Origin of the sequence: Paenibacillus sp. NPDC093718, assembly GCF_050279985.1 — a bacterium.
GTDB lineage: Bacteria > Bacillota > Bacilli > Paenibacillales > Paenibacillaceae > Paenibacillus_AQ.
On record NZ_JBNNUS010000017.1, the window covers coordinates 46,589 to 67,157 of the forward strand.

Genomic DNA, 20,569 nt, shown 5'->3' on the forward strand with positions numbered 1-20,569 from the left:
AATGAATTAGAGAAGAGAAAAGAGGTGTCAACATGAAAGGTATCTTAGGTAGAAAGCTCGGAATGACTCAAGTGTTTACCCCTGAGGGTGTTGTAATTCCTGTAACGGTTATCGAAGCAGGTCCTTGTGTTGTTCTTCAAAAGAAAGATCTGGAAAACGACGGATACGAAGCGATTCAAGTCGGTTTCTCTGATAAGAAAGAGAACAGATCTAACAAACCAGAAGCAGGCCATGCGAAAAAAGCAAACACTGCGCCTAAGCGCTACGTTCGCGAAATTCGCGGTGTTGACCTCGCGAGTGTCGAGGTTGGACAAGAGCTGAAGGCTGATGTCTTCGCAGAAGGCGAATTTGTTGACGTAACGGGTATTTCCAAGGGTAAAGGTTTCCAAGGTGTAATCAAGCGTTGGGGCCAAAGCCGCGGACCAATGTCTCACGGTTCCCGTTATCACCGTAGACCAGGTTCCATGGGTTCGATCCAGGCAAACCGTGTTCCTAAAGGAAAACGTCTGCCAGGTCACATGGGCAATGAGACAGTTACGATTCAAAAGCTCGAAGTTGTTAAAGTCGATGCAGAGCGTAACGTAATCCTTGTTAAAGGCTCCATTCCTGGACCTAAAAAAGGTTTCGTTCAAATCAAAGAAACGGTGAAGAAATAATCGCCTAAAGAAAGGAGGAACAAACAATGCCTAAAGTAGCACTTTATAATGTCAGCGGTAGCCAAGTTGGCGAAGTAGAATTGAATGAAGCTGTATTTGGCATCGAGCCGAACGCACACGTACTGCACAGTGCAGTATTGTTGCAGCGCGCTTCCCTTCGTCGCGGTACCCACAAAGTAAAAGGACGTTCTGAAGTACGCGGCGGCGGACGTAAGCCTTGGAAACAAAAAGGTACTGGCCGTGCTCGTCAAGGTTCGATCCGTTCTCCACAATGGAAAGGCGGCGGCGTGGTATTTGGACCAACTCCGCGCAGCTACACATTTAAACTTCCTAAGAAAGTCCGTCGTTTGGCTATTAAATCCGCATTGTCTTCCAAAGTGATTGACAACGCAATTATCGTATTGGATCAATTGACGCTGAATACGCCGAAAACGAAAGAGTTTGCTAACATTCTTAGCAACCTGAAAGTAGGCCGCAAAGCTCTGATTGTTGCTCCAAGCTATGATGATAATGTAGCCCTTTCCGCACGTAATATTCCTGGTGTGAAATTCGTAGCGGCTGACGGCATTAATGTTCTTGACGTACTGTCGTACGATCAACTGATCATTACGAAGGAAGCAGTTCAGAAGGTAGAGGAGGTGCTCGCGTAATGAAAGACCCACGCGATATAATCAAGCGCCCGGTGATCACGGAACGTACGGCTGACTACATGGCAGAGCTGAAATATGCTTTTGAAGTGGATATCCGTGCTAACAAGACCGAGATCAAGCAAGCTGTCGAATCTATTTTTAAAGTTAAAGTATCGAACGTGAATACGATGCGTGTCCCTGCAAAACCAAAGCGTTATGGCCGTTATTCCGGTTACACAACCGAATGGAAAAAGGCAATCGTGACTTTGGCTCCAGACAGCAAACCGCTCGAGTTCTTTGAATCGGTTGAATAAGAATTTCTTAAGTAAGGAGGGAAAATTCAGTGCCTATTAAAAAGTATAAACCGACATCCCCGGCTCGACGCAACATGTCCGTGTCGACTTTCGAAGAAATCACCACGAATCAGCCGGAGAAATCGCTCTTGGCTCCGCTGAGCAAAACAGCTGGCCGTAACAACCAAGGTAAAATTACGGTTCGTCACCATGGCGGCGGACACAAGCGTAAATACCGTATCATCGACTTCAAACGGAATAAAGACGGCATACCAGGTCGCGTTGCTACAATCGAATACGACCCGAACCGTACTTCCAACATCGCTCTGATTCACTATGTAGATGGTGAAAAGCGTTATATCATCGCTCCTAAAGGTCTGAAAGTTGGAGACCAAGTAGTATCTGGAGTAGGTGCTGACATCAAGATCGGTAACGCACTTCCACTGGAAAACATTCCGGTAGGTACCGTTATCCACAACATTGAATTGAAACCAGGTAAAGGCGGACAATTGGTTCGTGCTGCTGGTACAGAAGCTCAACTTCTCGGTAAAGAAGAAAAGTACGTAACTGTTCGTCTTTCTTCCGGTGAAGTTCGTCGCATCCTGAAAGTTTGCCGTGCAACCATCGGTTCTGTGGGTAACCAAGACCATGAGTTGATCAAAATCGGTAAAGCTGGTCGTAGCCGCTGGCTTGGACAACGTCCTGAAGTACGTGGTGTGGTAATGAACCCTAACGATCACCCTCACGGTGGTGGTGAAGGCCGCGCTCCAATCGGACGTAAATCGCCTATGTCTCCATGGGGTAAACCAACCCTTGGTTACAAAACACGTAAAAAAGGTAAAGCTTCTGACAAATATATCGTTCGCCGCCGCACGAAGTAATGCGCGATTAAGTGCATAACTTCGTGACAGGCTCGAAGGTAACGAGACAATTTGGTGAAGGGAGGATTTCAATATGAGCCGTAGTTTGAAAAAAGGACCTTTTATTGACGGATATCTGCTCAAAAAAGTGGAGGACATGAACAGCGCAAGCAAAAAGGCTGTGATCAAAACCTGGTCCCGCCGCTCCACTATTTTCCCGCAATTTATCGGTCACACGTTCGGAGTATACGATGGCCGTAAGCATGTACCTGTATATGTAACAGAGGACATGGTAGGACACAAGTTGGGAGAGTTCGCTCCAACTCGTACTTACAAAGGTCATGAAGATGATAAGAAAACAAGAAGATAATTAATGAAGCTCTTTGTTTGAGAGGAGGTTAAACATATGGAAGCAAAAGCACATGCTAGATCGATTCGTATTGCTCCTCGTAAAGCTCAACTCGTTGTTGACTTGATCCGCGGTAAGCAAGTCGGCGAAGCGATCGCAATTCTTCGTCACACTCCGAAAGCTGCATCTCCGGTTGTTGAGAAGCTTTTGAACTCGGCTATCGCTAACGCTGAGCATAACTACTCTTTGGATGTAACTAAATTGGTTGTGACGCAAGCTTATGTCAACCAGGGACCGACTATGAAACGTTTCCGCCCGCGTGCGATGGGACGTGCAAGCCGGATCAATAAACGCACCAGCCACATTACTTTGGTGGTAGCTGAAAAATAAGGAGGGAAAACGTGTGGGCCAAAAGGTAAATCCAGTAGGACTCCGTATCGGTATTATCCGTGATTGGGAATCCAAATGGTATGCAGGCAAAGACTTCGGTGATCTTTTGCTGGAAGACGTGAAAATCCGTGAATACCTGAAAAATAAATTGAAAGACTCCGCTGTATCCCGTATCGAAATCGAGAGAGCGGCTAATCGTGTGAACGTGACGATCCACACTGCGAAGCCAGGTATGGTTATCGGTAAAGGTGGTTCCGAAGTAGAAGTACTGCGCGGACAAGTGACTAAAATTGCCGGCGGTAAAAAAGTTCACATTAACATTTCTGAAATCAAAAACCCTGAACTGGACGCTATTCTTGTTGCTGAAAGCATTGCACAACAGCTGGAACGTCGTGTGTCTTTCCGTCGTGCACTGAAACAAGCGATTCAAAGAACTATGCGCTCTGGAGCAAAAGGGATTAAAACATCGGTCAGCGGACGTCTTGGCGGAGCCGAGATTGCTCGTACGGAAGGCTACAGTGAAGGAACTGTTCCACTTCATACGCTTCGTGCAGACATCGACTATGGTACAGCAGAAGCGCATACGACTTACGGCCGTATCGGCGTGAAAGTATGGATCTATCGTGGAGAGGTTCTTCCTACGGCTAAGAAACAAGCTGCTCAGGAAGGAGGCAACTAATCATGTTGGTACCAAAACGTGTAAAACACCGCAAACAACAGCGCGGCCATATGAGAGGTCAAGCTAAAGGCGGTACTGAACTGAACTTCGGCGAATTTGGTCTGCAAGCTACAGAACCAGGCTGGATCACGAACCGTCAGATCGAGGCTGCTCGTATCGCAATGACTCGTTACATTCGTCGTGGCGGTAAAGTATGGATTAAGATTTTCCCAGATAAGCCGATTACTCAAAAGCCTCTCGAAGTGCGGATGGGTAGCGGTAAAGGTAACGTTGAGAAATGGGTTGCCGTTGTAAAACCAGGCAAGATCATGTTTGAACTTGGAGGCGTGTCCGAGGAAATCGCCCGCGAAGCGATGCGTCTCGCCGCTCACAAGCTGCCTGTTAAAACGAAGTTTGTGAAACGAGAAGAAGTGGGTGGTGAAGCAAATGAAAGCTAATGAACTGCGCAACTTAACCACTGCAGAAATCGAGCAAAAAATCGCCGGATTTAAAGAGGAACTCTTTAACCTCCGTTTTCAATTGGCCACAGGCCAGCTTGACAACCCTACTCGGATCCGTGACGTTCGCAAAGAAATAGCTCGTGCTAAAACCGTTATCCGTGAAAGAGAACTTGGGATTAGTTAATGAAACAGAACTCGCTGTTCTGTATTCAGGAAGGAGGCTAACAAATGAGCGAAGAACGCAATGCTCGTAAAGTGCAAATTGGTAAAGTTGTCAGCGATAAAATGGATAAAACCATTGTTGTAGCTGTTGAAACTTATAAGAAGCATGATTTGTATCACAAACGCATTAGATACACGAAAAAATTTAAAGCGCATGATGAGAACAATCAAGCTCAAATCGGAGATACCGTTAAAATCATGGAAACTCGTCCTCTCTCCAAAGACAAGCGCTGGAGATTGGTAGAAGTGGTTGAAAAAGCGGTTATCATCTAAGATATGATCAGTTTTTGATGGAAGGAGGAAATTTAAATGATTCAACCATTTACACGTTTAGCTGTTGCTGACAACTCCGGTGCGAAGGAACTGATGTGTATCCGCGTATTGGGTGGTACTGGTCGTCGTACAGCTCAAATCGGTGATTTGATCGTATGTTCCGTCAAACAAGCAACACCAGGCGGCGTTGTCAAAAAGGGTGATGTAGTAAGAGCGGTAGTCGTTCGTACGAAACGTTCTGTACGTCGTAAAGACGGATCTTACATCTCATTTGACGAGAATGCAGCTGTTGTTGTTAAAGACGACAGAAGCCCACGCGGAACTCGTATTTTCGGACCAGTTGCTCGCGAACTTCGCGAAAGAGACTACATGAAAATCGTTTCCTTGGCTCCGGAAGTAATCTAATAACACCCCAAAAAGTGACGTAACTTTTCGGGAACCCGATAAATAGTTGAACTGGCTAGTCATAGGAGGTGTAACGAATGCCTAAAGTGAAAAAAGTTCTGGAATCCCATAGCAACAAACTGCACGTGAAAAAAGATGATACAGTTATCGTCATCAGCGGTAAAGACAAAGGCAAAAAAGGCCGTGTCATCGCAGCGTACCCTCGTGAAAATCGTGTTTTGGTTGAAGGTGTGAACATGATCAAGAAGCACCAGAAGCCAAACCAAATGAACCCACAAGGCGGTATCATCGAGAAGGAAGCTCCGATCCATGTATCGAACGTTATGCACGTTGATCCGAAGAGCGGAAAAGTAACCCGTATCGGTTACAAAGTACTGGACAACGGTAAAAAAGTTCGCGTAGCAAAAAGATCCGGAGAAGTTATCGATAAATAAGACGGTTTAGAAAGGAGGTCCTTGAATCATGGCAGCAAGAATGAAAGAACGTTTTTTGAACGAAGTAACTCCTGCTCTGATGCAGAAGTTTAGCTATAAGACAGTAATGCAGGTGCCAAAAATCGAGAAGGTTGTCATCAACATGGGTGTAGGTGACGCTGTAGCTAACTCGAAGGTGCTTGATTCCGCTGTGAACGACATGCAGCTGATTGCTGGTCAAAAACCGGTTATCACCCGTGCGAAGAAATCCATCGCGGGATTCAAACTGCGTGAGAACATGCCTATCGGTGTGAAGGTAACACTGCGCGGTGAGCGTATGTACTACTTCCTCGACAAGCTGTTCAACGTTACACTTCCACGTGTACGTGACTTTCAAGGCGTGTCCACCAAAGCATTTGACGGACGCGGTAACTATACGCTCGGTCTGAAAGAGCAACTCATTTTCCCTGAAATTGAGTATGACAAAGTGGATAAAGTTCGCGGTATGGATATCGTTATCGTAACGACTGCTAAAACCGACGAAGAATCCCGTGAACTGCTTGCTCAACTGGGCATGCCTTTCGCGAAATAAGACGGTTGTCCTTTTCTCCGAAACTATTTAGGAGGTGTCAGGCTAAGTGGCAAAAACTTCGATGAAAGTTAAACAACAACGTACACCGAAATACAAAGTACGGGCATATACCCGTTGTGAACGTTGTGGTCGCCCACATTCGGTACTGCAGAAGTTTAAAATTTGCAGAATTTGTTTCCGTGAATTAGCTTATAAAGGCCAGATTCCTGGCGTGAAAAAAGCAAGCTGGTAAGAAGTTTATAAACGGGAAGGAGGTTTATCCTACATGACTATGTCCGATCCAATTGCAGATATGCTAACTCGTATTCGTAACGCGAACACGGTTCGCCACGAAACAGTAGAAATGCCTGCTTCGACGATTAAAAAACAAATCGCTGACATTTTGAAGCGTGAAGGCTTCATCCGTGATGCAGAGTTTGTGGAAGACAATAAACAAGGGATCATTCGTGTATTCCTGAAATATGGTTCCAACAACGAGCGTGTAATCACAGGTCTGAAAAGAATCAGCAAACCAGGTCTTCGCGTTTACACGAAGAGCAACGAAGTACCTCGCGTACTTGGTGGTTTGGGTATTGCGATCATCTCCACGTCTAAGGGAGTTATGACCGACAAAGAAGCTCGTCAATCCAAAGCTGGCGGAGAAGTTCTCTGCTACGTATGGTAATCAACGTCACAAGATAGGAGGTGTAATGAATGTCCCGTATTGGTCGTAAACCAATTGCTATTCCAAACGGTGTGGAAGTCACACTGGATAACACTGTAATCACTGTTAAAGGACCTAAAGGTACCTTGACTCGTGAACTGCATAAAGACATGCAAATTACAGTAGAAAACAACGAGATCAATGTTGTTCGTCCTTCCGACAACAAAACACATCGCTCTCTTCACGGCACGACCCGCAGCGTTGTCTCGAATATGGTCAACGGTGTAACTGAAGGATTCTCGAAAAACCTTGAGTTGGTAGGTGTCGGATACCGTGCAAGCAAATCCGGAGATAAAATCGTTCTGAACGTGGGTTACTCCCACCCAGTTGAAATTACACCGGAGCCAGGTATCGAGTTCGACGTACCGGCAAACACAAAAATCACGGTTCGTGGTATCGATAAAGAGCGCGTAGGTGCATACGCTGCTAAGATTCGTTCCGTACGTGAGCCTGAGCCTTACAAAGGTAAAGGTATTAAATACGAAGGTGAACGCATTATCCGTAAGGAAGGTAAAGCTGGTAAGAAGAAATAAGTTAGCTAACCGGGGATTCACCTGGTGGATAACTTACTTCTTCTCCCATACTTACCCGATGCGTCTAAAAGTGAAGCTCTTAAGGCAAAACTGAAGGGAGGAAATGGAAGCATGATCACGAAACAAGACAAGAACAAAGCTCGTCTGAAAAGACACCTGCGTGTCCGTAAGAAAATCCAAGGCACAGCAGAACGTCCACGTCTGAACGTGTTCCGTTCTTCGAAACACATCTATGCTCAATTGATCGACGACGTGGCTGGCGTGACTTTGGCATCAGCTTCTACGCTGGATAAAGAACTGGCTAACGACATCAAGAACGGCGGAAGCGTTGAATCCGCTCGTAAAGTCGGCGAACTCGTTGCAAAACGTGCTGCAGACAAAGGTTACAAAGTGATCGTATTCGATCGTGGTGGATACTTGTATCATGGACGTATTCAAGCACTTGCAGAGGCAGCTCGCGAGGCAGGCCTTGAATTCTAAGATATTTTCAAAAGGAGGTAAACGACTTGCGTGTAGATCCTAACACTTTAGAACTGACTGAAAGAGTAGTAAACATTAACCGCGTTGCTAAAGTTGTAAAAGGCGGACGTCGCTTTAGCTTTAGTGCACTGGTAGTTGTCGGTGATGGCAAAGGTTGGGTAGGAGCAGGTATCGGTAAAGCAGGCGAAGTACCGGATGCAATCCGCAAAGGTATTGAAGATGCTAAGAAAAACCTGATTCACATTCCACTTGTTGGAACAACTATTCCTCACCTCGTAACAGGTCACTTCGGAGCAGGCCGAGTATTGTTGAAGCCGGCATCTGAAGGTACTGGAGTTATCGCTGGCGGACCGGTTCGTGCAGTACTTGAACTGGCTGGCGTAGGCGACATTTTGACAAAATCTCTAGGTTCTTCGAACTCCATGAACATGGTCAATGCGACTTTGGAAGGGTTGTCCCGCCTGAAGCGTGTTGAAGATGTTGCCAAGCTTCGCGGCAAATCCGTCGAAGAGCTGTTGGGTTAAGGAGGGAATCTCATGGCTAAACTTGAAATCACCCTCGTACGCAGCGTGATTGGTCGTCCAGAGGATCAGCGTGCAACCGTGAAAACACTCGGACTTCGCAAAATCAACCATTCCGTGGTTCAAAGCGACAATGCTGCAATTCGCGGAATGATCAAGAAAGTAAATCACCTGGTTTCTGTTAAAGAAATCGAAGGTTAATCCCGGGCAGTTTATTCCCGGACATATTAAGGAGGTGCAACGAACGATGAAGTTACATGAGCTGAGCCCAGCACCTGGATCCCGCAAAGAGCGCAAGCGCGTTGGACGCGGTACTAGTAGCGGTACGGGTAAAACGTCGGGTCGCGGTCACAAAGGACAAAACTCTCGTTCCGGCGGTGGTGTACGTCCAGGCTTCGAAGGTGGACAGAACCCATTGTATCGTCGTCTTCCGAAGCGCGGTTTCGTAAACCCAACTCGGAAAGAGTACGCGATTGTGAACATCGAAGAACTTAACAGCTTTGCAGCAGGTACTGAAGTGACTCCAGAAGTTTTGGTTGAGAGCGGTATTGTTAACAATACAAAGAGCGGAATCAAAATTCTTGGCAACGGTGAAGTTACCGTTTCTTTGACTGTAAAAGCTAATAAGTTTTCTCAATCTGCGGTAGAGAAGATCGAGGCTGCCGGCGGTAAAACCGAGGTGATCTAATGTTTAAGACCCTGAAAAATATATGGCGTGTGGATGACCTTCGCAAGCGTATTTTGTTCACCTTATTCGTTCTGATCATCTTCCGTCTTGGATCCTTTGTTCCGGTTCCCGGTGTTAACAAAGAGGTCTTTACACAGACGAATCAGGCAGGCAATGAGTTGTTCGGTCTTCTTAACACGTTCTCGGGGGGCGCACTATCGCAGTTTTCGATCTTCGCCCTTTCGATATTTCCATATATTACTGCGTCCATTATCGTGCAGTTGCTGTCGATGGACGTCATTCCAAAGTTTGCGGAATGGAACAAACAAGGGGAACACGGGAAGAAACAGTTGGCTCAAATTACACGTTATGGTACGGTAATATTGGGTTTGATCCAGGCATTCGGTATGTCCGTCGGGTTTAACCGCCTGTATGGCGCCGAAATGGTTCCTGGAGCAACCTTTATCGACTTTGTTGTTATCGCGATCGTACTTACTGCAGGTACATCATTCTTGATGTGGCTCGGTGAACAGATTACGGAACGCGGAATCGGTAACGGTATTTCGATCATTATCTTTGCTGGTATCGCTGCTGGTATTCCGATGCACATTCGGACAACGATTGAATCGAACTTCATTCAGGATGGTCAAGTGTTTATGAACATTCTGAAGGGTGTCATTATCCTTCTGATTTTGATTCTGATCATTACCGGTGTTGTATTCATTCAGCAAGGTATCCGTAAAATTCCGGTTCAATACGCGAAGCGTGTTGTAGGAAACAAAATGTACGGCGGACAGAACACACACATTCCACTGAAGATTAACGGAGCAGGCGTTATTCCGGTAATCTTTGCGATGTCATTGCTGCAATTCCCGGTTATCCTTGCCAGCTTCTGGGCGCACCAGAATTGGTCAAAATGGATTACGGCGAACCTGGCTTATGACAGCCCGCTTGGAATGGTACTGTATGTGCTCATGATCATTGGTTTCACGTTCTTCTACACCTTCGTGCAGATGAACCCGAACCAAATGGCTGATAATATGAAGAAGAACGGCGGCTATGTACCAGGTATTCGTCCTGGTAAAGCTACCGAGAAGTATCTGACCCGGGTTATGACCCGTCTGACCATGACAGGAGCTCTGTTCCTGGCCGTGATCTCCGTACTTCCGGTGTTCTTTGGATCACTTGCAGGTCTTCCGCGTACGGTTCAGATTGGTGGTACGTCCCTCTTGATCGTGGTCGGTGTTGCACTGGATACGATGAAGCAGATCGAAAGCCAACTGATCAAACGTCATTACAAAGGTTTTATCAATAAATAGGCGATAGGTTCCGGCGAGTGGTCTGTATCGCTTCCCGGCGCCTATTGTGTTGTTCTTGCTAGTCAATCAAGGGGAGGGAGTGACGTAAGGTGAACATCTTATTCATGGGTCCTCCTGGGGCAGGAAAAGGGACGCAAGCAGAGAACATCGTGAATGAATTCGGTATTCCTCATATTTCAACGGGCGATGCATTTCGTCTCGCGATCAAACAAGGAACTCCCATCGGGATTAAAGCGAAGGAATTCATGGATCAGGGTCTGCTGGTACCGGATGACGTTACGATTGGTATTGTGGAAGAGCGACTGCAGCAGTCCGATTGCGAAAAAGGTTTTTTATTGGACGGTTTTCCAAGAACCCTTTCGCAAGCGGAAGCGCTGGATGAGATTCTCGCCCGCTTGAATACTGGTCTTGATCACGTCATCAACCTGAAAGTTGATCGGGAAAAGCTTCTGGCTCGCCTTACCGGCCGCCGGATTTGCAAAAACTGTAGTTCGACTTATCATGTGATCTTTAATCCTCCTAAACAGGAAGGCATTTGTGATAAATGCGGCGGCGAATTGTACCAACGCTCCGATGATAACGAAGAGAGCGTCGGCATTCGTTTAGACGAATATATCAACAAAACAGCACCACTCCTCACGTTTTATGAGAACAAAGGTCTTTTGCGTCAAATCGATGGTGATCAGGAAATCGACGCGGTTTCATCACAAATTGCGTCTATACTGAGAGGTTAAGTATAATGATCATTTGTAAATCCGAAACGGAACTGAGCTTGATGAGAGAAGCAGGAAGGATCGTGGCGGAATGCCACAAACTCCTTGCCGCTCATGTAGAACCGGGCATTACGACCGGGGAACTTGACCTTATGGCCGACAAGTTCATTCGAAGCCAAGGCGCTGTGCCATCTTTTAAAGGCTACAACGGATTTCCTTCCAGCATTTGCGCATCAGTCAACGAAGAATTGGTGCATGGATTTCCAGGCAAACGCAAATTAATCGAGGGCGATATCGTTACGTTTGATATCGGTGCACAGTACCAGGGTTACCATGGTGACTCGGCATGGACCTACGCTGTAGGAGAGATTTCCGAAGAGGCCCAGCGTCTGCTGGACGTAACGGAAGGATCGCTCTATGCTGGACTTGCGCTAATCAAACCCGATGTCCGCTTGTTTACAATCTCTCATGCCATACAGCGTCATATCGAGGATGCAGGTTTCTCTGTCGTCCGGGAATACGTTGGTCATGGTGTGGGTACCGATCTGCATGAGGATCCGCAAATTCCGAACTATGGCATCCCTGACCGCGGACCAAGACTCAAACCGGGCATGGTGCTCGCGATTGAGCCGATGGTCAACGCAGGTAAGCGGAACGTCAAGACGCTGGAAGACAACTGGACGGTTGTAACGGTAGACGGCTCACTATGTGCTCACTTCGAGCATACGGTAGCAGTCACGCCGGATGGCATGGAAATTTTGACGAAGCTTCCGGAATAGGGTGATAACATGAATAATGAAGTCACGCTTCAGCCCGGGCAGATTGTTAAGATACTGAAAGGCAGAGATGCCGGACAGTATGCCGTTATCGTTTCGATTGAGGACAGCAGGTTCGTGTGGATCGCGGATGGGGACAAACGCAAGTTTGACGGGGCCAAGAAGAAGAATGTTCTTCATCTCGAACCTCAATCCTACATTAGCAGTGAAGTGGTAAACAGTTTGCAAGAAAGCGGTCGGGTTACAAACGGTAAACTGCGTTTCGCACTGGACCGGTTTGTATCCGATAAATCCAAGGCAGATCAGAAAGGAGACTAACTGTGGCTAAAGAAGATGTCATTGAAGTCGAAGGAACGGTCATTGAGCCGTTGCCGAATGCTACCTTTAAAGTCGAGCTGGAGAATGGTCATCAAATTCTCGCTCATGTTTCCGGAAAGCTGCGGATGCACTTTATCCGTATCCTTACAGGAGACAAAGTGGTTGTTCAACTCTCGCCGTATGATTTAACCAAAGGTCGTATCACGTACCGTAAATAGATTCAAGGTTCCCCTGGGGAATCAAGGAAAGCTGCGAAGCGGTTTTACTGACGTAAAACTCAGCAGCGGTAACAAACTACTTTAGTTTCGAAGCTGGTTTTACAATGTAAAACTTGGAGGAGGTAATTAGCATGAAGGTAAGACCTTCTGTAAAGCCTATTTGCGAAAAATGCAAAGTCATTCGCCGCAAAGGGAACGTAATGGTTATCTGTGAAAATCCGAAACACAAACAAAAACAAGGTTAAAGAAGGGGGTGTAGCGTAAAATGGCTCGTATAGCTGGTGTGGATTTGCCACGTGACAAACGCGTTGAGATCGCCTTGACTTACATTTTCGGAATCGGTAAAACGACTTCCCAGAAAGTACTGAAAGAAACTGGAATCAATGCAGACACTCGTGTCCGTGATTTGACAGAAGATGAAGTCAGCAAATTGCGCGAAACGATCGATGGTATGGTTAAGGTAGAAGGTGACCTGCGTCGTGAAATTTCCTTAAATATTAAACGTCTCACGGAGATCGGCTGCTACCGCGGTATTCGTCACCGTCGTGGATTGCCTGTTCGTGGTCAACGTACTAAAACGAATGCTCGTACACGTAAAGGTCCTCGTCGTACCGTAGCGAACAAGAAGAAATAAGAAAGGGGGATAATAGACAATGGCTAAACCAAAAAAAGTCGTACGTACTAAACGTCGTGACCGCAAAAATATTGAAAGTGGCGTGGCTCATATCCGCTCCACATTCAACAATACAATCGTAACGATTACGGATCCTCACGGAAACGCGATTTCTTGGGCAAGCTCCGGCGGCCTTGGATTTAAAGGTTCCCGTAAGTCGACCCCGTTCGCTGCGCAAATGGCTGCTGAAACAGCTGCCAAAGCGGCTATGGAACACGGTATGAAAGCGGTGGAAGTAATGGTTAAAGGTCCTGGTGCTGGTCGTGAAGCAGCAATTCGTTCTCTGCAAGCAGCAGGTCTCGAAGTCAACCTGATCAAAGACGTTACACCAATTCCACATAACGGATGCCGCCCACCAAAACGTCGTCGCGTATAATGAAGTCATCCTGTTAATGTGGTATAAATCCGTTGCAATCTGCTAATAATGGTTGTTTAGGCATACTACTACATGGATTACTGGATAAGATGACAGTTTCATATAGGAGCGACGTTTGAAGGAGGGGTACTTGCGTGATTGAAATCGAAAAGCCGAAAATTGAGACCGTTGATGTCAATGAAGATGGAACCTATGGGAAATTCGTAGTTGAGCCTCTGGAGAGAGGGTATGGCACGACGCTGGGGAACTCGCTTCGCCGCATCTTGTTATCCTCACTACCGGGAGCTGCAGTCACATCGATTCAAATCGATGGCGTACTGCATGAATTTTCCACGATTCCGGGTGTCATGGAAGACGTGACCGAGGTCATCCTGAACCTGAAAGCTTTGTCTCTGAAAATTCATTCCGATGAAGAGAAAGTGTTCGAGATTGATGCGGAGGGTGAAGGGGTTGTTACTGCTGGTGACATCCGTGCGGATAGTGATGTGGAGATTCTGAATCCAGATCTTCATATTGCAACGCTCGGCCCTGGTGCAAGACTTCATATGCGTATTTTTGCCAGTCGCGGTCGTGGCTATGTCCAGGCGGATCGGAACAAACGCGATGACCAGCCTATCGGCGTCATTCCCGTCGATTCGATCTATACTCCGATTAGCCGTGTTAACTACGGTGTGGAAAATACGCGTGTTGGTCAAGTAACCAACTACGATAAACTGACGCTTGAAATTTGGACGGATGGCAGCATCCGACCGGAAGAAGCTGTTAGTCTCGGCGCGAAAATCTTGACTGAGCATCTGTTCCTCTTCGTAGGTCTGACCGACGAAGCGAAGGATGCAGAGATCATGGTTGAGAAAGAAGAAGACAAGAAAGAAAAAGTGCTTGAAATGACGATCGAAGAGCTGGATCTTTCCGTTCGTTCCTACAACTGCTTGAAACGTGCCGGCATTAATACGGTACAAGAGCTGACCACGAAAACCGAAGAGGATATGATGAAAGTCCGGAATCTCGGACGCAAATCCTTGGAGGAAGTTCAAGAGAAGCTTGAAGAGTTGGGCCTGGGACTTCGTACGGAAGAATAGCATAGATTCGGCTTAGCTTAGCAAAGGAGGGAAAAACACATGGCATACCAAAAGTTGGGCCGCGATTCCAGTGCGCGTAAAGCGTTGTTCCGTGACCTGGTAACCGACCTTTTCTTATATGAGCGCATTCAAACGACTGAAGCCAAAGCGAAAGAAGTTCGTTCGATCGCTGAGAAGTTGATCACAAAAGCAAAAAAAGGTGATCTTCACGCTCGTCGTCAAGTAGCTGCATTCGTGCGTCGTGAAACAGTAGACGGTGAACAAGATGCAATCCAAAAATTGTTCTCCGAAATCGCTCCTCGTTACTCCGAGCGTCCAGGCGGATACACTCGTATCCTGAAACTGGGACCTCGTCGTGGTGACGCAGCTCCAATGGTTTACTTGGAACTGGTAGATCGCGCGTAATATAGCTTTGTTCCATTGAAGTGACTGTAGTTATGTATGCCCGGCTCTGTAGATGTTTATTCTTGGAGCCATGAACGGGAAGTGGTGCGAGATATAGTCGATCATCTGGTTCGACTCGTCTCGACTACTCCATGGGCAACAATAACGGGGACCTTCTAGTCATGTGGCTGACTCGAAGGGTTCGGCTTAACATGATGAAAAGGAGCTCCTATGGGGCTCTTTTTTTGATAGATATAGAATGTATAAGTTATCAGTGAAGCTGATGACATTCTATAATCGCAAGAAAACTTCCGCTATACTCAGGAGGTCAGCAATGCGTAATCTTCTGATGAAGGTCAGTTACGACGGTACCGATTATAACGGCTTTCAGACCCAGCCCGGTGGCCACACGATTCAGGACTATTTGGAGGAAGCGATCCGCCGCTTGTCTGGTGAACAGCTCAAGATTACGGCTTCTGGCCGGACAGATGCTGGGGTGCATGCTCGTGCCCAAGTATTCAATTTCTACACAGCTTCTCCAATCCCCGTAGAGCGTTGGTGTATGGCATTAAACACCTGGCTGCCGGAAGATATCGTGGTTTCGGATGCGATGGAGGTACCCATGGAATTCCATTCCCGCCACGCAGCGAAACGCAAAACCTATCGTTTTACCATCAATGCAAACCAATATCCGGATCTATTCAATCGGCGGTACCAGATCCATCATCATGGGAAACTGGATATCGCAGCCATGGAGCAGGGACTTTCTCATCTGATCGGAACGCACGACTATACAACGTTTGCGTCACGGAAGTCGACGAAGCCGTCCCATGTTCGTACTATTTTTGATGCTTGGATCGAGAGGGATGTGTCCATGTGCCGTCCGGGCACGAGAGATCAAGGAGTCATTCATACGTACGTATCCGGGAATGGGTTTCTGCAGCATATGGTTCGGATCATAATGGGGACGTTGATTGAGGTAGGGGAAGGCAAGCGCCATCCGGATGATATGTTGGTCATACTGGAAGCCAAAAACCGGGCAGCAGCAGGTCCAACAGCCATGGGCAAGGGCCTGATGTTATGGGAAGTGGAGTATGATATCGCCGGAAAGGATTAACCTCAATGCCCGTCGGTATCAGACCACGGATAAGGCGATCACATAAAGAAGAAGAAATCGCTTCTGGATGTGATGGGCGACTTGTTTGAATGACACGCATGGTGTAAGGTGGAAAACCAAAAAACACTTGCGGAAGTGGGCGTAATCCTGTATTATATAAGTTGTGTTTTCTTAACGGCTCTCCCACAGCCCCGGTTAAGAAAATGCCGAATGCAAGACTGCAACACCATGACAATGCTTTAAACATGAATGAAGATAAATAATGAAAATTAATGATGATTTTCGGACGAATACAAGGAGGAACTATACATGCGTACCACCTATATGGCGAAGCCAAATGAAGTTGAGCGCAAATGGTACATCGTTGATGCCGAAGGCAAGACGCTTGGCCGTTTGGCAAGTGAAGTTGCGGCTCTGATCCGCGGCAAACATAAGCCTCAATTCACTCCACATGTTGACACAGGGGATTTCGTGGTTGTTATCAACGCCGAGAAAATCCACCTCACTGGCAAAAAGATGGAGAACAAAAAATACTATCGTCACTCCCTGCATCCAGGTGGATTGAAAGTAACTACAGCTCAAGACCTGATTGCGAAATACCCAGAGCGTGTAATCGAAAGCGCGGTTCACGGCATGCTTCCTAAAACTCGCATGGGCGAGAAAATGAAGCTGAGACTGAAAGCATATGCAGGCACAGCACATCCACATGAAGCACAAAAACCAGAAGCTTACGAACTTCGCGGTTAATTAAAAAGGAGGACAGTTTCATGGCACAAGTACAATACTATGGGACAGGTCGTCGTAAACACTCGGTAGCACGTGTACGCCTCGTACCGGGTGAAGGACGCATTGTCATCAATAAACGTGATATTAATGAATATTTCGGTTTGGAAACACTCAAGCTGATCGTTAAACAACCTTTGAATCTGACAGAAACACTGGGCAAATATGACGTGCTTGTCATCGCTCACGGTGGCGGCATCTCCGGTCAAGCTGGAGCAATCCGTCACGGTATCTCCCGTGCTCTTCTGAAAGCAGATCCAGAATTCCGTCCTTCTCTGAAAAGAGCTGGATTCCTGACTCGCGACCCTCGTATGAAAGAGCGTAAAAAATACGGTCTTAAAGCAGCTCGTCGCGCTCCTCAGTTCTCCAAACGTTAATATTTGCGATTTACGAAGCCCTTGGCCATTATGGTCAAGGGCTTTTTTGCGTTATCAGAAAGTAGTTTGTCCACAAAGATATGCACATGATTGACAACACATTCGGAATTCGTTGACCAAACCCAGAGCAGGTTGTTCACATGATGTGCACAACCTGCGGATAAAAGGATGTACATATGGATGTTCTTACATCGTTAACCACTTGACTTCATATGTAAATAGAGATATATTATTAATTGCGAATTAATTAAGCATTTAAATAATTATTATTTAATCATTAATTAAATAAGTAATTTTTGGAGCAGGTAAGGGGGGATATGGTTGGATCGCAATGAAGAGATTTTTAAAGTGTCGTCGATGTTCCGGGCACTACTGAAGAACATTCATCAGGAATGGAACAAGTCGAGCGCAGGGAAGTACAACTTAAGCTTTCCACAATTTCAGGTGCTGTATGTATTAAAGCTGCGAGGGCCACTGAAGGTATCGGAGCTTGCCGAAGCTTTGTCTTTAACACCGCCGGCTATAACCGGCCTAACGGATAAATTGGTTGCGGAAGGCTACTTGCAGAAAGAGCGTGCTGAGGATGACCGGAGAGTTGTCAACATCACACTCTTGGAACCGGGCCTGGATGTAATTAGGAAAGTGAAGAAGGATCAGAAGGAAATGATTCAAGGTTTTTTTAACTTCCTCTCTGAGGAAGACATTCAGCATTTGAGAAGAATCTTCTCCTTGATGCTGTCAAACATAGATAAAGACAATCACAATGGGTAGAGGTGGAGCATGGAGCATGGAGCATTTAACGCTTAAACGTAAAGTTTCAATTATGATTGCGATCATGGCTGCGATGTTCTTCGCAGCCATTAACCAGACGATAACGAGCACCGCAATGCCGCGGATTATCGCCATTCTTGATGGCATGGATTATTATACATGGACCATCAATATTTATTTGTTAACATCAACGATCGCAACCATACTGGTTGGTAAGCTGTCCGATATGTTCGGACGTAAGCCGTTTATATTGATAGGTATATTATTTTTCATGTTAGGGGCTTTCCTGACGGGTACGTCAACAGACGTGTACCAATTCATTATTTATCGGGGTATTCAAGGTATAGGTGCCGGTATTATCCAATCAACCGCATTTATGTCGGTCGGGGACTTATTCCCACCGCGCGAACGCGGCAAATGGATGGGGCTGATGACCGCGGTATTCGGTTTTTCCAGTGTCCTTGGCCCTACACTAGGCGGATACCTGGTCGATAACATCGAATGGCGTTGGTTATTCTGGATCTTCCTGCCGCTGGGTGTAGTAGCCTTTATCATGATCTGGACGTTGTTTCCGAAGGTCGAGCGCAAAAGAGGTCAGTCCGTTGACTATCTGGGCTCCCTGTTCCTTACAACGTCTATCGTTCCTTTACTGCTGGCCTTTTCTTGGGCAGGTACGGAATATCCTTGGGGATCACCGGAGATTATTGGTCTCATCGCAGCTTCGGTCGTATCGGCTCTTATCTTTATCTTCGTAGAGATGAAAGCGAAGGAACCGGTATTGCCACTTAGTTTGTTCAAAAATAGTGTCGTTACGGTTTCTAATCTGATTGGATTTTTTATGAACTTTGGTTTGATGGGTGCCATGATTTATATTTCCTTCTATGTTCAAGGAGTGCTTGGCATCTCACCAACCTATGCGGGTTATGTAACCATCCCCATGTCGATTTTCATGATGGGTACGAGTGCTATAGCAGGTCAACTCATTGCTAAGAGTGGCAAGTACAAACGGTACGCACTTCTTGGAGTTCCAATTATGATGGTCGGTATGGGCATTATGGTGTTCATGGACAACATTTGGCTTACTGTGGTTAGTACCATTATTTTCGGTATCGGTCTTGGTTTGGGTATGCCGGTATTCTCGCTGGCTACGCAGAATGCGGTACCCCACAACGAGCTCGGTGTAGCAACGGCTTCATCCCAGTTGTTCCGTAATCTCGGTGGTACAATCGGGATCGCGGTTATGGGAACGGTTATGTCGAACAATCTGACAAAGAATCTGAAGGAAGCACTTCAATCAGCTAATGCTCCGGATTTTAGCTCTGTGGATCCCCAGCTAGCTCAGCAGATGCTCTCCTTCGCCAATCCACAGACACTGATGAATAAACCGCTGATTGAGCAGACGCAGGCAAGTCTTCCTGCCGATGTACAGCCTTTGTTCGCGCAAATGATCGACAGTATCCGCGATGCACTTGGAAATACATTATCCATGGTGTTCCTCACAGGTACGTTGGTTCTCGTAGTCGCTCTGCTGCTCGTATTCTTCTTGAAGGAGATCCCGCTGCGGACGACGAATCAGGCATCCGCTGCCAAATCCGAGGACTCGGAAGGGAAGAGTGGAAGTACTGGTACTAGAGCTAAAGAGGTATCGGCAGTAACAACAGACTAAGATTGGTATTTGTCAAAATGTTTGGAAATTGAAGAGAAAGAAGACCCTTTCTGTTTATGCAGGAAGGGTTTTTTCGTTTTTTAGGGTAACGATTTGATGGTTGACATTTATTAGGAATGTTTTATACTGTATTTAATTCATATTATTTCAGTAGGATTATCGGGATTAATATCGGGGGAGGCGTCCAATCATGAATTTGCTGGAGAAAGAGGATTTGATCCGAGTGCAAGCAGAAGAGCTTGAGCATGCATCGGCTGAGGAGGTCATCGCATTTGCGATCAAGACATTTCCCAATATAACGTTTGCTTGCAGCTTTGGTGCAGAAGATGTGGTATTGGTGGATATGATTCAAAAGATTAGCTCGTCGACGGATATTTTTTATCTGGATACCGATTTTCACTTCAAGGAAACGTACGAAACGCGGGATCGTATGGCCGAACGTTATGGCCTGGAATTCGTGCGGGTCTCTCCGCTCCTTACGCCGGAAGAGCAAGCGGCACAGCATGGTGAAGCATTATGGAGCGTAAGCCCGAATGAGTGCTGCAACATCCGAAAGGTAGAGCCATTGACTAGGATTCTGTCTCAATATGAGGCTTGGATTACGGGGATACGAAGAGATCAAGCGCCTACCCGTGCTAATTCGAAGAAGATTGAGTATGATACCAAGTTCGGGTTGGTGAAGTTCAATCCGATCGCAGCCTGGACTAGCGAGGATGTGTGGAACTACATCCGAGCTAACGATATCATCTACAATCCGCTGCATGATCAGAATTATCCGAGCATTGGCTGCGAATATTGCACACGACAGGTCATGCCAGGAGAAGATCCACGTGCTGGACGCTGGTCAGGCCATGAGAAGACGGAATGCGGACTTCATAAATAAACGAATCATGA

At 46.5% G+C, this 20,569-nt stretch carries 36 protein-coding genes; all 36 read left to right on the forward strand.

Features of this window, described 5'->3' with window-relative positions:
- The first annotated feature begins 32 nt into the window (after positions 1-32).
- The 36 genes from rplC (at position 33) to ACQKPA_RS31285 (ending at position 20,558) form a co-directional block, all read left to right on the forward strand.
- Positions 33-656: a 50S ribosomal protein L3 gene (rplC, locus tag ACQKPA_RS31110; protein ID WP_009589211.1), complete on the forward strand. Its 624-nt coding sequence runs from the start codon at positions 33-35 to the stop codon at positions 654-656.
- A gap of 26 nt (positions 657-682) precedes the next feature.
- Entirely contained in the window at positions 683-1,306 is a 624-nt protein-coding gene (rplD, locus tag ACQKPA_RS31115) for a 50S ribosomal protein L4 (protein WP_009589231.1), read from the forward strand.
- A complete protein-coding gene (rplW, locus tag ACQKPA_RS31120) occupies positions 1,306-1,599 on the forward strand; it encodes a 50S ribosomal protein L23 (protein WP_006212919.1) in 294 nt (97 codons plus the stop codon). The genes rplD and rplW overlap by 1 nt, the downstream gene beginning before the upstream one ends.
- A 29-nt stretch (positions 1,600-1,628) precedes the next feature.
- On the forward strand, positions 1,629-2,459 hold the full coding sequence (gene rplB, locus ACQKPA_RS31125; protein WP_427496213.1) for a 50S ribosomal protein L2: 831 nt from the start codon (positions 1,629-1,631) through the stop codon (positions 2,457-2,459).
- 73 nt (positions 2,460-2,532) lie between these two features.
- Complete coding sequence (rpsS, locus tag ACQKPA_RS31130; RefSeq protein WP_023964919.1) at positions 2,533-2,808, forward strand: 30S ribosomal protein S19; 276 nt, start codon at positions 2,533-2,535, stop codon at positions 2,806-2,808.
- Between the two features lie 36 nt (positions 2,809-2,844).
- The gene (gene rplV / locus ACQKPA_RS31135; RefSeq protein ID WP_015737624.1) at positions 2,845-3,177 is read left to right on the forward strand and encodes a 50S ribosomal protein L22; all 333 of its coding nucleotides are present in this window, start codon (positions 2,845-2,847) and stop codon (positions 3,175-3,177) included.
- 13 nt (positions 3,178-3,190) lie between these two features.
- Complete coding sequence (gene rpsC / locus ACQKPA_RS31140) at positions 3,191-3,856, forward strand: 30S ribosomal protein S3 (RefSeq protein WP_006212915.1); 666 nt, start codon at positions 3,191-3,193, stop codon at positions 3,854-3,856.
- Between the two features lie 2 nt (positions 3,857-3,858).
- Positions 3,859-4,293, forward strand: coding sequence for a 50S ribosomal protein L16 (gene rplP, locus ACQKPA_RS31145; RefSeq protein WP_009589221.1), 435 nt, complete (start codon positions 3,859-3,861; stop codon positions 4,291-4,293).
- Positions 4,283-4,480, forward strand: coding sequence for a 50S ribosomal protein L29 (rpmC, locus tag ACQKPA_RS31150; RefSeq protein WP_007132561.1), 198 nt, complete (start codon positions 4,283-4,285; stop codon positions 4,478-4,480). The genes rplP and rpmC overlap by 11 nt, the downstream gene beginning before the upstream one ends.
- A gap of 44 nt (positions 4,481-4,524) precedes the next feature.
- Positions 4,525-4,791: a 30S ribosomal protein S17 gene (gene rpsQ, locus ACQKPA_RS31155; protein WP_427496214.1), complete on the forward strand. Its 267-nt coding sequence runs from the start codon at positions 4,525-4,527 to the stop codon at positions 4,789-4,791.
- A gap of 36 nt (positions 4,792-4,827) precedes the next feature.
- Positions 4,828-5,196: a 50S ribosomal protein L14 gene (gene rplN, locus ACQKPA_RS31160; RefSeq protein WP_006212911.1), complete on the forward strand. Its 369-nt coding sequence runs from the start codon at positions 4,828-4,830 to the stop codon at positions 5,194-5,196.
- A 77-nt stretch (positions 5,197-5,273) separates the two neighbouring features.
- On the forward strand, positions 5,274-5,630 hold the full coding sequence (gene rplX / locus ACQKPA_RS31165; RefSeq protein WP_006212910.1) for a 50S ribosomal protein L24: 357 nt from the start codon (positions 5,274-5,276) through the stop codon (positions 5,628-5,630).
- 28 nt (positions 5,631-5,658) lie between these two features.
- Positions 5,659-6,201: a 50S ribosomal protein L5 gene (gene rplE / locus ACQKPA_RS31170; protein WP_007132558.1), complete on the forward strand. Its 543-nt coding sequence runs from the start codon at positions 5,659-5,661 to the stop codon at positions 6,199-6,201.
- A 46-nt stretch (positions 6,202-6,247) separates the two neighbouring features.
- Complete coding sequence (locus ACQKPA_RS31175) at positions 6,248-6,433, forward strand: type Z 30S ribosomal protein S14 (protein ID WP_074961883.1); 186 nt, start codon at positions 6,248-6,250, stop codon at positions 6,431-6,433.
- Positions 6,434-6,466: 33 nt separating this feature from the next.
- Positions 6,467-6,865, forward strand: coding sequence for a 30S ribosomal protein S8 (gene rpsH / locus ACQKPA_RS31180; RefSeq protein ID WP_006212908.1), 399 nt, complete (start codon positions 6,467-6,469; stop codon positions 6,863-6,865).
- Positions 6,866-6,894: 29 nt separating this feature from the next.
- Positions 6,895-7,437 carry a 50S ribosomal protein L6 gene (gene rplF / locus ACQKPA_RS31185; RefSeq protein WP_071221018.1) on the forward strand — a complete coding sequence of 181 codons (543 nt, stop codon included), beginning with the start codon at positions 6,895-6,897 and terminating at the stop codon, positions 7,435-7,437.
- A 111-nt stretch (positions 7,438-7,548) separates the two neighbouring features.
- The gene (gene rplR, locus ACQKPA_RS31190; RefSeq protein WP_071221017.1) at positions 7,549-7,917 is read left to right on the forward strand and encodes a 50S ribosomal protein L18; all 369 of its coding nucleotides are present in this window, start codon (positions 7,549-7,551) and stop codon (positions 7,915-7,917) included.
- Between the two features lie 26 nt (positions 7,918-7,943).
- Complete coding sequence (rpsE, locus tag ACQKPA_RS31195; protein ID WP_009589212.1) at positions 7,944-8,441, forward strand: 30S ribosomal protein S5; 498 nt, start codon at positions 7,944-7,946, stop codon at positions 8,439-8,441.
- Positions 8,442-8,453: 12 nt separating this feature from the next.
- Entirely contained in the window at positions 8,454-8,639 is a 186-nt protein-coding gene (gene rpmD, locus ACQKPA_RS31200; RefSeq protein WP_006212904.1) for a 50S ribosomal protein L30, read from the forward strand.
- 46 nt (positions 8,640-8,685) lie between these two features.
- Positions 8,686-9,126: a 50S ribosomal protein L15 gene (gene rplO, locus ACQKPA_RS31205; RefSeq protein WP_006212903.1), complete on the forward strand. Its 441-nt coding sequence runs from the start codon at positions 8,686-8,688 to the stop codon at positions 9,124-9,126.
- Complete coding sequence (gene secY, locus ACQKPA_RS31210; RefSeq protein ID WP_427496215.1) at positions 9,126-10,424, forward strand: preprotein translocase subunit SecY; 1,299 nt, start codon at positions 9,126-9,128, stop codon at positions 10,422-10,424. Before rplO ends, secY begins: the two co-directional genes overlap by 1 nt.
- A gap of 89 nt (positions 10,425-10,513) precedes the next feature.
- Positions 10,514-11,158, forward strand: a complete 645-nt coding sequence (locus tag ACQKPA_RS31215) for an adenylate kinase (protein ID WP_427496216.1) — start codon at positions 10,514-10,516, stop codon at positions 11,156-11,158.
- A gap of 5 nt (positions 11,159-11,163) precedes the next feature.
- A complete protein-coding gene (gene map, locus ACQKPA_RS31220; protein WP_006212900.1) occupies positions 11,164-11,916 on the forward strand; it encodes a type I methionyl aminopeptidase in 753 nt (250 codons plus the stop codon).
- Positions 11,917-11,925: 9 nt separating this feature from the next.
- Entirely contained in the window at positions 11,926-12,231 is a 306-nt protein-coding gene (locus tag ACQKPA_RS31225; protein WP_113061149.1) for a KOW domain-containing RNA-binding protein, read from the forward strand.
- A gap of 2 nt (positions 12,232-12,233) precedes the next feature.
- Entirely contained in the window at positions 12,234-12,449 is a 216-nt protein-coding gene (gene infA / locus ACQKPA_RS31230; protein WP_006212898.1) for a translation initiation factor IF-1, read from the forward strand.
- 131 nt (positions 12,450-12,580) lie between these two features.
- On the forward strand, positions 12,581-12,694 hold the full coding sequence (rpmJ, locus tag ACQKPA_RS31235) for a 50S ribosomal protein L36 (RefSeq protein ID WP_003333770.1): 114 nt from the start codon (positions 12,581-12,583) through the stop codon (positions 12,692-12,694).
- A gap of 20 nt (positions 12,695-12,714) precedes the next feature.
- Positions 12,715-13,083 carry a 30S ribosomal protein S13 gene (gene rpsM, locus ACQKPA_RS31240; RefSeq protein ID WP_006212897.1) on the forward strand — a complete coding sequence of 123 codons (369 nt, stop codon included), beginning with the start codon at positions 12,715-12,717 and terminating at the stop codon, positions 13,081-13,083.
- 19 nt (positions 13,084-13,102) lie between these two features.
- Entirely contained in the window at positions 13,103-13,498 is a 396-nt protein-coding gene (gene rpsK / locus ACQKPA_RS31245; protein ID WP_009589209.1) for a 30S ribosomal protein S11, read from the forward strand.
- Between the two features lie 134 nt (positions 13,499-13,632).
- Positions 13,633-14,577: a DNA-directed RNA polymerase subunit alpha gene (locus ACQKPA_RS31250; RefSeq protein ID WP_071221012.1), complete on the forward strand. Its 945-nt coding sequence runs from the start codon at positions 13,633-13,635 to the stop codon at positions 14,575-14,577.
- Between the two features lie 39 nt (positions 14,578-14,616).
- Entirely contained in the window at positions 14,617-14,982 is a 366-nt protein-coding gene (gene rplQ, locus ACQKPA_RS31255; protein WP_071221011.1) for a 50S ribosomal protein L17, read from the forward strand.
- A 313-nt stretch (positions 14,983-15,295) separates the two neighbouring features.
- Positions 15,296-16,078, forward strand: coding sequence for a tRNA pseudouridine(38-40) synthase TruA (gene truA, locus ACQKPA_RS31260; protein WP_427496217.1), 783 nt, complete (start codon positions 15,296-15,298; stop codon positions 16,076-16,078).
- A 309-nt stretch (positions 16,079-16,387) separates the two neighbouring features.
- Positions 16,388-16,825, forward strand: a complete 438-nt coding sequence (rplM, locus tag ACQKPA_RS31265; RefSeq protein WP_071221009.1) for a 50S ribosomal protein L13 — start codon at positions 16,388-16,390, stop codon at positions 16,823-16,825.
- A gap of 20 nt (positions 16,826-16,845) precedes the next feature.
- Positions 16,846-17,238, forward strand: coding sequence for a 30S ribosomal protein S9 (gene rpsI, locus ACQKPA_RS31270; RefSeq protein ID WP_006212891.1), 393 nt, complete (start codon positions 16,846-16,848; stop codon positions 17,236-17,238).
- 321 nt (positions 17,239-17,559) lie between these two features.
- Complete coding sequence (locus ACQKPA_RS31275) at positions 17,560-18,009, forward strand: MarR family winged helix-turn-helix transcriptional regulator (protein ID WP_427496218.1); 450 nt, start codon at positions 17,560-17,562, stop codon at positions 18,007-18,009.
- Between the two features lie 16 nt (positions 18,010-18,025).
- Positions 18,026-19,675: an MDR family MFS transporter gene (locus ACQKPA_RS31280; RefSeq protein WP_427496219.1), complete on the forward strand. Its 1,650-nt coding sequence runs from the start codon at positions 18,026-18,028 to the stop codon at positions 19,673-19,675.
- A 190-nt stretch (positions 19,676-19,865) separates the two neighbouring features.
- Entirely contained in the window at positions 19,866-20,558 is a 693-nt protein-coding gene (locus ACQKPA_RS31285; protein WP_427496220.1) for a phosphoadenylyl-sulfate reductase, read from the forward strand.
- Positions 20,559-20,569: the final 11 nt, after the last annotated feature.

Excerpts from the sequence above, each read along its gene's own strand:
- rpmJ (WP_003333770.1), top strand. The coding sequence starts at position 12,581 with ATGAAGGTAAGACCTTCTGTAAAGCCTATTTGCGAAAAATGCAAAGTC.
- rplX (WP_006212910.1), top strand. The coding sequence starts at position 5,274 with ATGCCTAAAGTGAAAAAAGTTCTGGAATCCCATAGCAACAAACTGCAC.
- rpsI (WP_006212891.1), top strand. The coding sequence starts at position 16,846 with ATGGCACAAGTACAATACTATGGGACAGGTCGTCGTAAACACTCGGTA.
- rpsS (WP_023964919.1), top strand. The coding sequence starts at position 2,533 with ATGAGCCGTAGTTTGAAAAAAGGACCTTTTATTGACGGATATCTGCTC.
- rpsM (WP_006212897.1), top strand. The coding sequence starts at position 12,715 with ATGGCTCGTATAGCTGGTGTGGATTTGCCACGTGACAAACGCGTTGAG.
- ACQKPA_RS31280 (WP_427496219.1), top strand. The coding sequence starts at position 18,026 with ATGGAGCATTTAACGCTTAAACGTAAAGTTTCAATTATGATTGCGATC.
- rplR (WP_071221017.1), top strand. The coding sequence starts at position 7,549 with ATGATCACGAAACAAGACAAGAACAAAGCTCGTCTGAAAAGACACCTG.
- rplC (WP_009589211.1), top strand. The coding sequence starts at position 33 with ATGAAAGGTATCTTAGGTAGAAAGCTCGGAATGACTCAAGTGTTTACC.
- truA (WP_427496217.1), top strand. The coding sequence starts at position 15,296 with ATGCGTAATCTTCTGATGAAGGTCAGTTACGACGGTACCGATTATAAC.
- ACQKPA_RS31285 (WP_427496220.1), top strand. The coding sequence starts at position 19,866 with ATGAATTTGCTGGAGAAAGAGGATTTGATCCGAGTGCAAGCAGAAGAG.
- ACQKPA_RS31225 (WP_113061149.1), top strand. The coding sequence starts at position 11,926 with ATGAATAATGAAGTCACGCTTCAGCCCGGGCAGATTGTTAAGATACTG.
- rpmD (WP_006212904.1), top strand. The coding sequence starts at position 8,454 with ATGGCTAAACTTGAAATCACCCTCGTACGCAGCGTGATTGGTCGTCCA.
- rplV (WP_015737624.1), top strand. The coding sequence starts at position 2,845 with ATGGAAGCAAAAGCACATGCTAGATCGATTCGTATTGCTCCTCGTAAA.
- rplP (WP_009589221.1), top strand. The coding sequence starts at position 3,859 with ATGTTGGTACCAAAACGTGTAAAACACCGCAAACAACAGCGCGGCCAT.
- rpsK (WP_009589209.1), top strand. The coding sequence starts at position 13,103 with ATGGCTAAACCAAAAAAAGTCGTACGTACTAAACGTCGTGACCGCAAA.
- rpsQ (WP_427496214.1), top strand. The coding sequence starts at position 4,525 with ATGAGCGAAGAACGCAATGCTCGTAAAGTGCAAATTGGTAAAGTTGTC.
- rpsH (WP_006212908.1), top strand. The coding sequence starts at position 6,467 with ATGACTATGTCCGATCCAATTGCAGATATGCTAACTCGTATTCGTAAC.
- map (WP_006212900.1), top strand. The coding sequence starts at position 11,164 with ATGATCATTTGTAAATCCGAAACGGAACTGAGCTTGATGAGAGAAGCA.
- rpmC (WP_007132561.1), top strand. The coding sequence starts at position 4,283 with ATGAAAGCTAATGAACTGCGCAACTTAACCACTGCAGAAATCGAGCAA.
- secY (WP_427496215.1), top strand. The coding sequence starts at position 9,126 with ATGTTTAAGACCCTGAAAAATATATGGCGTGTGGATGACCTTCGCAAG.
- rplQ (WP_071221011.1), top strand. The coding sequence starts at position 14,617 with ATGGCATACCAAAAGTTGGGCCGCGATTCCAGTGCGCGTAAAGCGTTG.
- rplW (WP_006212919.1), top strand. The coding sequence starts at position 1,306 with ATGAAAGACCCACGCGATATAATCAAGCGCCCGGTGATCACGGAACGT.
- rplO (WP_006212903.1), top strand. The coding sequence starts at position 8,686 with ATGAAGTTACATGAGCTGAGCCCAGCACCTGGATCCCGCAAAGAGCGC.
- rplD (WP_009589231.1), top strand. The coding sequence starts at position 683 with ATGCCTAAAGTAGCACTTTATAATGTCAGCGGTAGCCAAGTTGGCGAA.
- rplM (WP_071221009.1), top strand. The coding sequence starts at position 16,388 with ATGCGTACCACCTATATGGCGAAGCCAAATGAAGTTGAGCGCAAATGG.
- rplF (WP_071221018.1), top strand. The coding sequence starts at position 6,895 with ATGTCCCGTATTGGTCGTAAACCAATTGCTATTCCAAACGGTGTGGAA.
- rplE (WP_007132558.1), top strand. The coding sequence starts at position 5,659 with ATGGCAGCAAGAATGAAAGAACGTTTTTTGAACGAAGTAACTCCTGCT.
- rplN (WP_006212911.1), top strand. The coding sequence starts at position 4,828 with ATGATTCAACCATTTACACGTTTAGCTGTTGCTGACAACTCCGGTGCG.